This is a genomic window from Acidimicrobiia bacterium, assembly GCA_035471805.1.
In the GTDB taxonomy this organism is placed as follows: domain Bacteria; phylum Actinomycetota; class Acidimicrobiia; order Spongiisociales; family JAHEDJ01; genus JAHEDJ01.
In genome coordinates this window covers 1-13,701 of the sequence record DATIPS010000043.1, presented here as the reverse complement: position 1 = coordinate 13,701, position 13,701 = coordinate 1, and the positions used below count along the sequence as shown (strand labels likewise).

Sequence of the window (13,701 nt, the reverse complement as noted above, 5' to 3'; positions counted from 1 at the left end):
GTTCCTCTCCCCGGGACGCCTACAATCGCCGTCGAAGTGGACGGGACCTTCGAGACCACCCCGGGCGAGGAATGTGGCGTTTTCGGCGTGTATGCGCCGGGTCAGGACGCCGCACACATAATCTCGTTCGGCCTTCTCGCCCTCCAGCATCGCGGGCAGGAGAGCGCCGGGATCGCCGCCTCGGACGGTCAAACCATCACAGTCTTCAAGGACATGGGGCTCGTCTCCCAGGTGTTCCATGAGACGACACTCGCCGCGCTTCCCGGCCACCTCGGCATCGGCCACACCCGTTACTCCACCAGCGGATCGACCGTCTGGGAGAACGCGCAACCGGCCTATCGCCAGGTCGAACACACCGGTATAGCTCTGGGCCACAACGGAAACCTGACGAATACGGTCGAGCTGGCCGCCAGGATCGGCGACGACGCCAGTACCACCGACTCCATGCTCATGCTCGACGCCGTTGCCGGCGCCATTCACGACGGACGATCGGACGGGCGCCAGCTCGAGAGAGCCCTGACGGAGGTGCTTCCTCACCTGGAAGGTGCCTTCTCCCTCGTGGTCATGGATCAGGGCCACCTGGTCGGCGTACGCGACCCCCACGGCTACCGCCCGCTCTGTTTGGGATCGCTCCCCGAAGGGGGCTGGGTCCTCGCCTCGGAGTCGGCCGCTCTCGATCTGGTGGGTGCAGCCTTCGTTCGGGAGATCGAGGCCGGGGAGATGGTTGTGATCGACGCGGGCGGCGTCCGGAGCCTGCATCCGTTCACAGAGGTGGACCCGCGCCTCTGCATCTTCGAGTTCGTCTATTTCGCCAGACCGGACAGCAACCTGTACGGGCAGAACGTGCACGGTGCCAGACAGCGGATGGGCAGGAGACTCGCCGCAGAAGCACCGGTCGAGGCGGATGTCGTAGTCCCCGTTCCCGAGTCCGGCATTCCGGCGGCCCAGGGATTCTCGGCCGAGAGCAACATTCCCTATGCCGACGGTCTGGTGAAGAACCGCTATATCGGGCGAACGTTCATCGAGCCGACGCAAATGCTCCGCGACCGCGGTATCCGGCTCAAGCTGAATCCGATTCCCGAGAACCTCGACGGCAAACGAATCGTGCTGGTCGATGATTCGATCGTGCGGGGCACCACCACCCGTCAACTCGTGAGGATGGTGCGCGAAGCCGGGGCCGTCCAGGTGCATCTCCGTATCTCCTCGCCCCCTTATCGCTGGCCCTGCTACTACGGCATGGACACATCCGACATCTCCGGGTTGCTGGCTGCACAGCTCTCGACCGATGAGATTCGAGAGTTCCTGGATGCCGATTCGCTCGCCTACCTCTCACTGGACGGGCTCGAGCAGGCTGCCGGCGGGACCGAACTGGGTTTCTGCAAAGCTTGCCTCAGCGGGGCCTATCCGACACCCGTCGGACGGGGTGACAAGTTCGTCCTGGAGAGGCGGTAGTGGCGACCTACCGGGATGCAGGCGTCGACCTCGATCAGGCAGATCGCCACGTGGCCCTGATCGCGGACGCGGTGACGTCCACCTGGGGGCCGAACGTCGTGGGCGGATTCGGCGGATTCGCCACCGGCGTGACCATCCCCGACGGCTACACCAGCCCGGTGCTGATGATGAGCACGGACGGTGTCGGGACGAAACTCGAACTTGCCAGGCGGACGGGACGATACGAGGGGGTCGGCCACGACCTCGTCGCAATGTGCGTTGACGATCTCGCCGCGGTCGGCGCCCGACCGATCGCCTTCACCGACTATCTGGCGGTGGGACGGCTCGAGCCGGACCGCGACACGGTCATCGTGGCGTCCGTGGCGGCCGCTTGCTCGCTGGCCGGTTGTGCGCTGGTCGGAGGGGAGACCGCCGAGCATCCCGGGGTCGTGGACGTCGGCCATGTCGACCTGGCCGGCGCGGCTCTCGGGATCGTCGAAGCCGGGAGGGAGATAGGCGGTTCGCTCGTCGACGCCGGCGACGCGATCATCGGGGTGGAGAGCCCGAATCTGCGCTCCAACGGGTTCTCCCTGGTCCGCGCCGTGGTCGATGGACGCCCGCTCGACGCAACCTTCCCGGGGGATGAGCGCTCGGTCGGCGCAGTTCTGCTGGAACCTTCGGTCATCTACGCGCCCGGAGTGCTCGACGCCGCGTCCACCGGATTCGTGCACGCCTTCGCCCACGTGACCGGAGGCGGGATTCCCGGCAACCTGGCCCGTGTCATTCCGGACGGCCTGGGGGCGGAGATCGACACCGGGACGTGGGCGCGGCCGAACGTATTCAACGTCATCCAGCACTGGGGAGCGGTGCCGGATGACGAGATGTACCGGGTGTTCAACATGGGCATCGGTTACCTGGCCGTCGTGGCCTCCGACGGAATCGACGCCGTGGTGGATGCTTTCGGAACCCGCGGCCACCCCACACACAGAATCGGAACCATCGTCGGCGGATCGTCCGGAGTCCGGCTGATCGGCTGACGCAGTCAGAAAGCCGGAGGCCCCCGGGACTTCACCCGCCGGTTCACCGCCGAATCGGCCCAGGTTCTCCTGTGGCACAATGAGGGAAGGCGGCCACTTCCCGCCCGGTCCTGCGAGTCCCGCCGACCGCACACGGCTGAACCTGAAGGCGACCGAAAGGAGCCGACGATGGGCGATCTACTGCGCCGGTACGAGGGCAGCGTCGCGCCCATGCTGGCTTTCGATACCGACGTTCACGTCGACCATGCGGAGGGACCGTGGGTCTACGACGCGGCCGGCAACAGGTGGGCGGACTTCGCCTGTGGAACCGCTGTGGCCAATCTGGGCCACAACCATCCCGAGGTGATTGCCGCCGCGCAGGCGCAACTCGGCAAGCTCGCCCACGCGGGATGCGTGTTCCGGTACGACTCGATGGTCGATCTCGCAGAACGTCTTCGGAAGATCACCCCCGAGGGCATCGACAAGTTCGGTTTCGCCAACTCCGGTGCGGAAGCAGTCGAGGCGGGCGTCAAGCTGGCTCGATACTTCACGAAGCGCCAGGGTGTCGTTGCATTCCGCGGCGCCTTCCACGGGCGGACGATGGGATCGGTCGCCTATACGACCTCCAATGCGAAGTACAGGGAGAACTACCACCCGATCCTCGGCTCGGTCTTCGTCACCGGGTTTCCGCATCCATACCGCTGGGGAATGTCCGCCGACGAAGCAACCGATCTAGCACTCGACGAACTCGCCAGGAAGTTCAAGCACGAGGTCCTGCCGCACAACATCGCAGCATTCCTGGTCGAGCCGGTCCAGGGAGAGGGGGGCTACTACCCGGCCCCGCCGCGCTTCCTCCAGGCTCTCCGTGATCTCGCCGACGAGCACGGGATCATGCTGGTCTTCGACGAGGTGCAGACCGGATTCGGCCGCACGGCCAACTGGTTCGCGGCCGACCACTACGGTATCCGGCCCGACATACTCGTGATGGGAAAGGGCATCGCCAACGGCCTGCCGCTCAGTTCGTACGGCGCCTCGGCAGAGATCATCAATCAGTGGCCGGTGGGTGCCCACGGCACCACGTTCGGTGGAAACCCGGTCGCCTGCGCGGCCGCCGCCAAGGTCGTGGACGTCATGGAGCCGCTGCTTCCCAACGCCAGGGACCTCTCGAAGCGGGCTTTCGAACGATTCGCAGATTTGCAGACGCGCCACACGACTATCGGGGATGTTCGGGGATTGGGCCTGATGATCGGCGTCGAGCTGGTCGGCGATCGCCGGCTGCGCACCCCCGACGCCGCCGCGATGTCGTTCGTTTCCGCATACGGACTCGAACACGAACTGATCGTCATCGGCTGTGGACCGGACGGCAACGTCATCCGCTTCATTCCTCCCCTCACCGCGACGGTCGAAGAACTCGACACGGCGATCGATGTCGTGGATGCGGCGCTCACCGCGTACGAGAGCAGCTGAACACGGTCTCATCGGCAACTTCGCCCGGGGCGGCGGGTCGTTGTCTATTCCCGGGTCCCGCTGAGGCGGGCCCATCCGAGAGTGGCCAGCAGGGCGACGACTGCGACCACCGACACCCAGTCCCCCCAGAGGCCCGACGGCGTCCGGCCGGAAGACCGGAACCGAACCGTTCCGCTGATTACTGCCTCCTCGTAGAGTCCGGTGATCTCGGCAATCTCTCCCCCGCCGGTGATGATCGCCGACTTCCCCGTGATGGCCGCCTGAACGAGATCGATTCCGTTCTCGGCCGCGTGCATGCGCGTCATGTCGATCAGCTGGTCGGCAGCCGGTCCGACTCCATAGCTCCGCTCGTTCGTAGCCACGACCATGAGCTGCGCCCCCTCTCTCACATGGTCGCGCGTGTACCTGGAGAAGGAACCTTCGAAGGAGATGACCGAGCCGATCACTCCCGAACCGATGTCGAACACCACCGGTCCGTCTCCTCGCAGCATGTCACGTGGAACCCGGCTCGTGGCGGGAATCAATCCAAAAACGGGTCGCCAGGGAACGTACTCGCCGAACGGAACCGGGTGCCGCTTGTTGTATTCACCGACGTACGATCCGTCCGGACCGAACAGCATGTTGGCATTCACGAAGTTGGAATCGCCGACGGGGCGATCGCCGCCGATGAGGAAATGAGAGCCGGTTCGCAGCACTTGAGCGTCGATTTCGGCGGCGACGGTCGGCGCGGTGAGGGGGTCGGTGGAGTATCCGGTCGCGCTCTCGCCCCACACAACGAGGTCGGTCGAACCGGCCGGCAGGGTTTCCGTGAGGCGCAGATGGTTCTCGTAGATGGCCACCCTGTCTCCGGCACAGTGCTCGACACACGGCGTGTTGCCTTGCACGACCGTCACCCGCAGTTCCGGACCGTCGGCCACGGCCGGCCACAACCAGCCGGCTCCCAGCAGGACGATCCATATCCCCGTCGGCACGAGGATCCAGCGACGGTCCTCTCGTTGCGTCAGCACCTGCACGGCGAGGGCCGCAGTCATCACGATGACCAGACCCCAGCCGGCGACCCCGATGAGGGCCGCCGCGCCGCGGGCAGGCGCATATGGGGCCAGCGAATACCCGAGGCCTCCCCAGGCGAGGCCGCCGGTCGGGATCCAACCTCTGAGTAGCTCCATCACGGCCCATCCGCCGGTCATCGACACGACCCAGGGCCAGAGCGGCAACCGGCGCCGGCGAAACGCAAACCAGCCGAACCCGGCTGTGAAAGCCGCCTGGGTGATGACCAATGCCAGAAGCGCTATAACCTCGGTCCGGCTGATCCACCACATGAGCAGACCGAAGAAGACGATCCCGTATGCTGCGCCGACCAGCGCTGCGACGGACCCGGAAGGGGCCCGGCGGAGCGCCCAGAGCAGCAGCCCTACAGCAGGCACCGTCAGGAAGCCGAGTCCGAAGGGCGGAAAGCCGAGGACGGCGACGACGGCGGCCAGTAGAGCGACGAGCAACGACACCATGGCCTGAGATTGTATGGCTTCTTCGCCCACACACCACAACGGAGGCCTCCCGGCTCCACTTCACCTAGCCTCGGGGACATGACATCACCAACTGATCTCGAAGTGGGAGTTCAGGCCGCCCTGGCCGGCGCCGAGGTCGTGCGCAACGGATTCGGAACACCGGGGGACCCGGAGATGAAAGGGGTGGTCGACCCCGTAACCGCCACAGACCGTCAATCGGAAGAAGCCATCTTCACCGTGATTCATGCCCGGCGACCGGACGACACGGTGCTCGGAGAGGAGAGCGGAGGGGACGCGCAAGGCGCGGGACGAAGGTGGATCATCGACCCGCTCGACGGCACCGTGAACTTCGTTTCCGGCGTGCCGCACGTTGCAGTCTCGGTGGGATTGTGGGAAGGGGACATCCCGCTGGTCGGGGTCATAGTCGACGTCATGCGCGACGACGTCTTCGCAGCCGCCCGCCAAGAGGGGGCGCTGCTCAACGGCAAACCGATTCGGGTGTCGGAACGGACCGACCTCGGATCGAGCCTCCTGGTCACCGGGTTTCCATATGATCGCCGGAGCCGCGCCGACGCCTACACGGCACCCGTCACCGATGCGCTCCGGGTGGCACGGGGTGTCCGGCGGTTCGGAACTGCCGCGCTCGACTTCGCCTGGGTAGCGGCCGGGCGTCTCGACGGATACTGGGAGTTCGGGCTCAAACCGTGGGACGTCGCGGCGGGGATCCTCATCGTGCAAGAAGCCGGCGGGCGCGTCACCAACGAGAGCGGACTGCCTTCGGGGGTGAACGACCGGTTCGTCATCGCCACCAACGGCGGAATCCATCGCTCGCTCGAGATCCTTCTGCAGCCTTCGATCGAGAGAGTCCTGTGAACGAGCCGGAGGCTGTATGCGCCGGCGCCTGATCGTCGCCGACCGCCTGATGACCGCCGCCGGTGCCCGCGGAAACGCCGTGCGGGTGACGGACGGTTCGATCGATGCCATCGGGGAGGCGGACGACATTCGGATCCCCGGCATCACCGAAGAGCGTTATCCGGGCTGTGTCATCACGCCGGGACTGGTCGACGCTCACTTCCATCCACTGGGATACACGGCGGCCCTGACCCGTTTGAATCTCGATGGCGCACAGAGCATGAGCGACCTGGCGGAACTGATAGAGGCAGCTGCGGCCAACCTGGAACCCGGGCGGGCCGTCGTCGGAACCCGCCTCAACGATCAGCTCCTCGGGCGGCTGCCCACACGCACGCAGCTGGATGCTGCCGTGCGCGACAGGCCGGTACTCGTCTACCGCTACTGCGGTCATGTGGCCGTCGCCAACACTCATGCGCTTCAACTGGCAGGAATCGACGGTTCGACACCGGATCCGCCCGGCGGGTCGATAGACCGCGACGGCGACGGGACACCGACCGGGGTCCTTCGAGAGACCGCCATCTCACTTGCGGCCGGCCCGGTCGGGAGTCGCACCGGCGACCTCGAACCCGGCGAAGTGCTCGCCGCCATGCAGGGTCTGGCCTCCCTCGGGCTCACCGCGATAGGGGCCATCATCGACCTGAGCGGCGACCTCTGGTGCGGGGTGGGCAACGAACTGGAGCTCCTGACTGAAATCGGACCCGACCTTCCGTTGCGCATGTCGGTACTGGTGACAACCAACGATCCGCAGGCACTGGAATCGGCAGCCGCCCGACTCTCGTCCGCAGGGCCCTGGATCCGGTTCCTGGGCGTGAAACAGTTCGCAGACGGAAGCTTCGGGGGGCACACCGCTGCGATGCACCACCCGTATTCGGACCGGGCTGCAGTCGGCACCATGCGCATCGACGCCGGCACCGAGCGCATGGCCAGGGCGGCCCTGGCCATGGGTAGCCGGGTCGCCGTGCACGCCATCGGCGACAGAGCCAACGAGGCCGTGCTCGACCTGTTCGAGGAACTGATCGGGGATGGGGCCGACCCGGCCGACCTGCGCGTCGAACACGCCTCCGTTCTCTCTCGCCGGGACCTCGGTCGCATGGCGGCTCTCGGAGTGACCGCCGTCGTACAGCCGGCTTTCCTGATGTCCGAAACGGCCTGGCTGGAGGAGCGCGTAGGGCCGGACCGGCTCGACCGCACCTACGCCTTCCGGTCGCTGCTGGAGGCCGGAGTCCCACTCGCCGGCAGCTCCGACTGCCCGGTCGAGCCTCCGTCGCCCTGGTGGGGAATGGCAGCAGCACGGGACCGTGGCGGCCTCACCCCCGCTCAGCAACTCGATGCGGCTCAGGCTCTCGCCCTCTTCACGACGGGTGCGGCCGCGGCCATCGGCTCGCCGACGCTGGAAATCGGACAAGCGTGCGATCTGACCATCGTCGACCGGGACCCGCTCGAGGTGGCACCCGACGAACTGCGCGACACCCGGTCGGTTGCCACCTGGATAGAGGGTGAGCCCGTTCAGGTGCCGGCCGAGCCCATCGTCTGGAGAGCTCCTTCAACCGCAGGATGAGTCACCACCCGCGGAGACGGCCAGACCCCCGTCACCGATGGACGCACTCCATGATGCCTCGTTCAACGACTCGATGATCGAGACCCGGTCGGCTTCGTCGGCCGGCGTCGGGCGCCCATCGACGAGCCTGACCGGCCGGACCATGAGCGAGATCTCGTCTCCGATGATCGCGGCTTCGAACAGCACCGACCGGGTGGTGGCCTCGGAGTAGGCGGAAGGAAAGGCGAGGTTCCCCGTCGAATACATCACCCACGTGCCGCCGATCTGCTCGATTCCCTGAAGGACGTGCGGGTGGCTGCCGACGATGAGGTCGGCTCCTGCCTCGGACCAGAGGGCGGCCAGGTCCCGTTGATACTGCTCCGGGCACGCGGAGAGCTCGATTCCCCAGTGAACCATCACAACGACCACCTCGGCCTCCTCGGCCGCCTCAGCTACGGCGGCCGCGGAACGCTCGATGAAGGGATGGTATGCGGACGCCAGTCCCGCACTGCCGGCGGTAGCCGCCCACGAGGAGTCGGGCAGGACCCGTGAGAAGGACACGACCGCGACGGTCGTGTCGCCCACCTGCGCCACGACCGGCGCATAGGCCTGGTCGCTATTCATGCCGGCTCCTGCATGTTTCACGCCGGCCTGGTCGAGCAGTTCGATGGTGCGCTCCAGACCGGCGGTGCCGGCATCGAGGGAATGATTGTTGGCAAGCGCGACACCGTCGATGCCGGCTGCCGCCAGCAACCCGGCCGCGGCCGGCGGTGACCGGAACAGATACTCTTTGTCGTGGGCGAATCCGAAGCTCTCCTCGGCGACGGCCGTTTCGAGATTCACCCATGAAAGGTCCGCAGCCTGGAGCACCGTTGCGACATCTGCGAACGGGTCTGCGTCGACCAGCCCGTGGGTGAGCGAAACGTCGCCGCCGAACACCAGAGTTACCGGATCAACGGTGACCGTGGTAGTCGTGGTCGTTGCCTCGGCCGGAAGCACGACGGTCGTCGTGACAGGCAACGGGGGCGGTGCGGTCACCACAGCCTGCGCTTCGGAACCGCAGGCGGCGGCCAGCAGCACAAACACCAGGAGAAGTCGGGACACGTTCATAGTGTGCTCGGAGGTGCACGCCGATCCAAGGGTTTCGGCGGTTTGGACCCCTGGGGTGTGGGCGGCGATCCCAGGGGGTCTCCTATGAGTTCCCGTCGTATATGCAGAACTCGTTTCCCTGGGGATCCGCCATGACGATCCAGGCCGGGAAGTCACCCTCTTGATGCTCGCCGAGACGCCGGCCGCCCAGGCCCTCGACCGTGGATGCGAAGGCCACCCGATCTGGGACCTTGATATCGAGGTGAAGCCGGTTCTTGACCTGTTTCGTCTCGGGGACCAGTTGAAACGCAAGGTGAGGGCCTTCGTTGCCGAGACGTCCGAGATAGGCGTAGGCTCCGGTCCGTTCGAGAACCTCGATATCGAGGATCGCAGTCCAGAAGGCAACCGCACCTTCGAGGTCGACCGTGTCGTGCATCACGGTCGTCACGCGTATCTCGTCACTCATGACGCGATCCTATGACGGCTCGGCCGGCGATTCCATTCATTCCCGATCCGACGGAAACCGGCGGTGCCTGCCGCGCCTATGATCCCGGCTCATGGAACCGCTAACCGCAGTGCTGCTCATCGCCGTCGGTTTCGCAGCGGGTTTCGTCAACACCGTGGCGGGTGGCGGTTCCGTGATCACCATCCCGGTTCTGCTCGAGGCTCTGGGGGATGCGGGCCTCGCCAACGGAACCAACCGGATCGCGATTCTGATGGCACAGGTCGCTGCCACGGCCGGGTTTCGTAGGGCCGGAAAGCTCGACTGGAGGAAGATCGCGCCTCTGGTACCCGCCACCGTTGCCGGAGCCGTCGCGGGTGCCTGGATCGCCACTCGCCTCGACTCGGAGGCAATGACCAAGGTATTCGCGTTTGTCCTGGTGCTGGTGGCGCTGTCGGTTCTCATCAAGCCTTCGCGCTGGCTCGGCGGACACGAGCAGTCGATGAGGGAGCCGCTCAGAAGCCTCGTGTTCTTCGGGGTTGGCTTCTACGGCGGCTTCGTACAGGCGGGCGTCGGGTTCCTGCTGCTGGCGGCACTGGTGGTGGGAGGCGGATTGGATCTGGTGCGCGGCAACGCCGCCAAGGTGTTCCTGATCCTGGTCTACACACCGGTTGCACTGGTTCTGTTTGCCTCTGCAGCTCAGGTCGACTGGGCGTACGGTCTTGTCATGGGGATCGGCAACGTAACCGGGGCCGTACTCGCCACACGCCTGGCTGTGGCAAAGGGTGCGGGATGGATTCGGTGGGTGCTGATAGTGATGGCGTTCGTGGCCGCGGGAAGAATGCTCTTCTTCTGATTCTCTCAGATGAGTCTGCCTTCCATGCCGCCGGCCACCGTCACCACCTGCCCGGTCACGTGACCGGACACATTGTCTGAGGCCAGAACGACGATCTGGGCAGCAACGTCCTCCGGGGTCGCGAGTTTCTTGAGTGCCATCGTGGCAGTCGCACGCTCGACGCTGGCCGGCTCTATGCCTGCCTCGATCCGGCTCGGCGTCGCCGTCCATCCGGGAGCGACGGCATTGACCCGAACCCTCGGTCCGAGCGCCACCACCTCATTCTTCAACGACGCCAGCAAGCCGGATGCAATCGCCCCCTTGGCCGCCGAGTAATCCGCATGGCCGGCCTCTCCGAACAAACCGGCGGTCGACCCGACCAGCACGAGGTTCCCTGTACCCGTCCGGCGTACATGCCTGAGGAAGGCCCGCGCGGTGAGAAACGTCGACGTCAGGTTGGCGTCGAGCACCGCTCTCCACCTGTCGAGTGGAATGTCCCAAAGGGGCGTGGGGTCGGCCGGGTAGGCCCCGGCGTTGGCCACACAGACATCGAGTCCTCCGAGACTTGCCACGGCGGCCGGAATCAACTCGGCCGCCTGCTCCTCGACGGTGAGGTCGGCTGCCAGTGCTACGCCGTCGACCTCGGCCGCCAACGCTTCGGCCCGGCCGCGCGCCGAGTTGTAGTGAACGGCCACTGCCGCACCTTCGGCAGCGAATGCCCTCACAACGGCGGCACCGATTCCACCCGCGCCACCCGTGACCAGTATCCGTTTGCCGCTCAACCCCATATCCATAGGTTTCACGGTAGCGAATTGACACTATCGTTCCGGCATGCCTTTCGATTACACGTCGGTAGACAACGCGACCATTGATGCGGTCGTCGATCGAACCATCGCCGAAGGAAACGAACTGATCAGGAAAGTCGTCGAAACATCCGGCGACCGAACCTTCTCGAACACCATCGAGCCCCTGGAAGAAATGGCGGTTCTAACCAGCCTTGCCTACGGTCGGGGCCCCTTCCTTGGAAACGTGTCGACCGATTCCGAGTTGCGCGACGTCGCGCGAGCCGCCGAGGAACGGCTCACGAAATGGCAGGTCGACGTCGAGTTCCGGGAAGACGTCTACACCGCCGTCAAGGAGTTCTCCGAGACCGATGAAGCCCGGGGACTCGAACCTCAGCAAAGGCGGCTTCTCGAGTTCATGATGCGGGACTTCCGTCGTGCCGGCCATGAACTCGGCGAGCGCGACCGATCCGAGTTGAAAGAGCTGCAAGAGCGGATGGTTGAACTCTCTCTTGCCTTCTCCAAGAACCTGGCCGAGTACGAGGATTACCTCGAAGTCACCGAGGCCGACCTCGACGGGCTACCCGGCGGTTATGCAGACCACCTGAAGCCGGGGGAGCAAGAGGGAACCCTGAAGATCTCGATGGACTACCCCGACGTCGTCCCGTTCATGGAGAGCGCCACCAGAAGAGACCTGCGGGAGAAACTCACGTTCAAGTTCAACTCGCAGGCAGTCGAGTCCAATCGCCCGATCCTCGAAGAGGCAATCCAGATAAGGGAGAGGATAGGCGCCATCTTCGACCAGCCTTCCTGGGCTCACCACGGGATGGAGGTGAAGATGGCCAAACGCCCCGAAGCCGTCCTCGCCTTCTATGAGAGCCTCATCCCCAAGTTGACTGCCAAAGGCGCCGAGGAACTCAGAGAAATGACAGATCTGCTCCATCGGGACGGCCACCCGGGCGAACTGCAGAGCTGGGACTTCCGCTATTACGACACGGTCTTGCGCAAGGAGAGGTACGGAGTCGACCCGAACGAGGTGTCGCAGTACTTCTCCCTCGAGCAAGTCATCGAAGGCATGTTCGCGCTCACCGGCGAAGTGTTTGGACTCACCTATTCCCGCCTGGAGACGACCAAGGCGTGGCACGAAGACGTCTTGCTCTATGAGGTGCGTGATTCGTCGACGGATGCCCTGATCGCCCACTTCTTCGCCGATCTGTTCCCCAGGGAGGGCAAGTACACTCATGCTGCCGCATTCCCCCTGGTTCCCGGTCATCGAATACCCTCCGGTGGATACGAAGCCCCCGTTTCGGCAATCGTCGCCAACTTCACCAAGCCGGCGAATGGGAAGCCGTCCCTGCTGACTCACAACGAGGTCGTGACCCTCTTTCACGAGTTCGGACACATACTCCACATGTCCCTCACCAAAGCGGACTTCGTTCGCTTCTCGGGCGCCAACACGGAATGGGATTTCGTCGAAGCGCCTTCTCAAATAATGGAGAACTGGTGCTGGGACGCCGGAGTGCTCGCTCGATTCGCCGGGCACTATGAGACGGGGGTGGAGATTCCCGAGAAACTCGTCCGGCAGTTGGTCACGGCGAGGAACCTCAATGTTGCACTGACGACTCTCCGGCAGATCTCCTTCGGATGGCTGGACATGGGAATGCACGGACCAAGAGACGACCGTGACCTCGATGCGATCCTGAGCGAATCGCAGGCCATAACGCTCTTCCCACCGCATGAGGGAACCTTCTTCCCGTCCGGTTTCGGGCATCTCATGGGCGGCTACGACGCCGGCTACTACGGGTACCTGTGGTCCGAGGTGTTCGGGGACGACATGTTCAGCAGATTCGCCGAAGCCGGTGTGACGAACCCCGAGGTCGGGCGATCCTATCGGGAGACGGTGCTCGAACCGAACGGATCGAGAGATGCTTCCGAGTTGCTGCGCGCCTTCCTCGGGAGGGAACCATCGAGTGAGGCATTCCTGGAGAAACTCGGCATAGACGTCACGGAGTAGCCGGACGGGTCCTCGGATACGGGACCTACCCGCGCAGTTTCCGCCCATCCGGGAACCATTTGCGGGTCCGCTGCGTATAAGCACATATGAGGCACAGGGGAACCCGGTGCGCCACCGTGACGGGTGGCGAGGCAACCTCCTCTTTGCCGGGAGTAGTTCTTAAGGGAACTTCATCCGCCGTTAACGCTTCTGTTAGATCAAACCCATATCGTGTCATCCAAAGGTACCGCCGGCACCGAATAGAGGTGGTACATTGATTAACACTGGCGAGATAGTGGAAATAGATCCCCACTCGCCGGGGTTGAATGGGGAACAACGGCCTAAGGAGGCCCAACATGGCTGATAACACACTCAAAGGACGGCGCATGAGAGGCGGAGTACGCCCCTCGAAGACCTTCACTTCTGGTCGTGTATGCGCCAACATGGACTGCGATACGAAGTTGTCCCAATACAATCGGCGGGAGCACTGCTACGCACACGCACCGGTGAAATTCCCGCGCGTGCGCGGCCGAATCATCACCGAAGGGACCTAGCCGCTCGTACTTCCAGACTTGGCGCCCTCGGCACTCCCCACAACCGCTGGCGCCTTTCAGCCGAAGCCCCGGAACTCCCACCCTCCCCGGGGCTTCGGCAATTCAGGCCTCGAGCCGGCCGCTTTTCGCGCGACATTC

Annotated in this window: 11 protein-coding genes; 7 read left to right on the top strand and 4 right to left on the bottom strand. The window is 64.8% G+C overall.

All coding sequences use genetic code 11. The annotated features are described in order from the left end of the window. Positions 1 to 36: 36 nt before the first annotated feature. From purF to VLT15_09005, 3 genes are all read left to right on the top strand, one after another. A complete protein-coding gene (purF, locus tag VLT15_09015; protein HSR45355.1) occupies positions 37 to 1,452 on the top strand; it encodes an amidophosphoribosyltransferase in 1,416 nt (471 codons plus the stop codon). Continuing rightward, positions 1,452 to 2,468 carry a phosphoribosylformylglycinamidine cyclo-ligase gene (gene purM / locus VLT15_09010; GenBank protein HSR45354.1) on the top strand — a complete coding sequence of 339 codons (1,017 nt, stop codon included), beginning with the start codon at positions 1,452 to 1,454 and terminating at the stop codon, positions 2,466 to 2,468. Before purF ends, purM begins: the two co-directional genes overlap by 1 nt. Before the next feature lie 168 nt (positions 2,469 to 2,636). After that, positions 2,637 to 3,914 (top strand): aminotransferase class III-fold pyridoxal phosphate-dependent enzyme, encoded by a 1,278-nt coding sequence (locus tag VLT15_09005; GenBank protein HSR45353.1) that lies wholly within the window; start codon positions 2,637 to 2,639, stop codon positions 3,912 to 3,914. A gap of 44 nt (positions 3,915 to 3,958) precedes the next feature. On the opposite strand, the gene lnt is transcribed toward VLT15_09005, so the two are convergent. After that, positions 3,959 to 5,419 carry an apolipoprotein N-acyltransferase gene (lnt, locus tag VLT15_09000; GenBank protein ID HSR45352.1) on the bottom strand — a complete coding sequence of 487 codons (1,461 nt, stop codon included), beginning with the start codon at positions 5,417 to 5,419 and terminating at the stop codon, positions 3,959 to 3,961. 78 nt (positions 5,420 to 5,497) lie between these two features. Here lnt and VLT15_08995 point away from each other — a divergent pair, with 78 nt between their 5' ends. Together VLT15_08995 and VLT15_08990 are read left to right on the top strand one after the other, a co-directional pair. Then, entirely contained in the window at positions 5,498 to 6,292 is a 795-nt protein-coding gene (locus VLT15_08995; protein ID HSR45351.1) for an inositol monophosphatase family protein, read from the top strand. Positions 6,293 to 6,308: 16 nt separating this feature from the next. Continuing rightward, on the top strand, positions 6,309 to 7,889 hold the full coding sequence (locus VLT15_08990; GenBank protein ID HSR45350.1) for an amidohydrolase: 1,581 nt from the start codon (positions 6,309 to 6,311) through the stop codon (positions 7,887 to 7,889). Here VLT15_08990 and VLT15_08985 read toward each other — a convergent pair. Next, a complete protein-coding gene (locus VLT15_08985; GenBank protein ID HSR45349.1) occupies positions 7,875 to 8,972 on the bottom strand; it encodes a CapA family protein in 1,098 nt (365 codons plus the stop codon). The genes VLT15_08990 and VLT15_08985 overlap by 15 nt on opposite strands. 88 nt (positions 8,973 to 9,060) lie before the next feature. Further along, entirely contained in the window at positions 9,061 to 9,423 is a 363-nt protein-coding gene (locus VLT15_08980) for a VOC family protein (protein ID HSR45348.1), read from the bottom strand. A gap of 91 nt (positions 9,424 to 9,514) precedes the next feature. Between VLT15_08980 and VLT15_08975 the strand changes: the two genes are divergently transcribed. After that, positions 9,515 to 10,255, top strand: a complete 741-nt coding sequence (locus VLT15_08975; GenBank protein HSR45347.1) for a sulfite exporter TauE/SafE family protein — start codon at positions 9,515 to 9,517, stop codon at positions 10,253 to 10,255. 5 nt (positions 10,256 to 10,260) lie between these two features. Here the strand turns inward: VLT15_08975 and VLT15_08970 are convergent, their stop codons facing one another. Then, positions 10,261 to 11,028 carry an SDR family oxidoreductase gene (locus VLT15_08970; protein ID HSR45346.1) on the bottom strand — a complete coding sequence of 256 codons (768 nt, stop codon included), beginning with the start codon at positions 11,026 to 11,028 and terminating at the stop codon, positions 10,261 to 10,263. A gap of 37 nt (positions 11,029 to 11,065) precedes the next feature. Here VLT15_08970 and VLT15_08965 point away from each other — a divergent pair, with 37 nt between their 5' ends. Next, entirely contained in the window at positions 11,066 to 13,030 is a 1,965-nt protein-coding gene (locus VLT15_08965; protein ID HSR45345.1) for a M3 family metallopeptidase, read from the top strand. Positions 13,031 to 13,701: the final 671 nt, after the last annotated feature.

Bases quoted from the DNA above. Each gene is read 5' to 3' on its own strand.
- VLT15_08990 (HSR45350.1), top strand. From the start codon at position 6,309: ATGCGCCGGCGCCTGATCGTCGCCGACCGCCTGATGACCGCCGCCGGT.
- VLT15_08980 (HSR45348.1), bottom strand. From the start codon at position 9,423: ATGAGTGACGAGATACGCGTGACGACCGTGATGCACGACACGGTCGAC.
- VLT15_08975 (HSR45347.1), top strand. From the start codon at position 9,515: ATGGAACCGCTAACCGCAGTGCTGCTCATCGCCGTCGGTTTCGCAGCG.
- VLT15_08965 (HSR45345.1), top strand. From the start codon at position 11,066: ATGCCTTTCGATTACACGTCGGTAGACAACGCGACCATTGATGCGGTC.
- lnt (HSR45352.1), bottom strand. From the start codon at position 5,419: ATGGTGTCGTTGCTCGTCGCTCTACTGGCCGCCGTCGTCGCCGTCCTC.
- VLT15_09005 (HSR45353.1), top strand. From the start codon at position 2,637: ATGGGCGATCTACTGCGCCGGTACGAGGGCAGCGTCGCGCCCATGCTG.
- VLT15_08995 (HSR45351.1), top strand. From the start codon at position 5,498: ATGACATCACCAACTGATCTCGAAGTGGGAGTTCAGGCCGCCCTGGCC.
- VLT15_08970 (HSR45346.1), bottom strand. From the start codon at position 11,028: ATGGATATGGGGTTGAGCGGCAAACGGATACTGGTCACGGGTGGCGCG.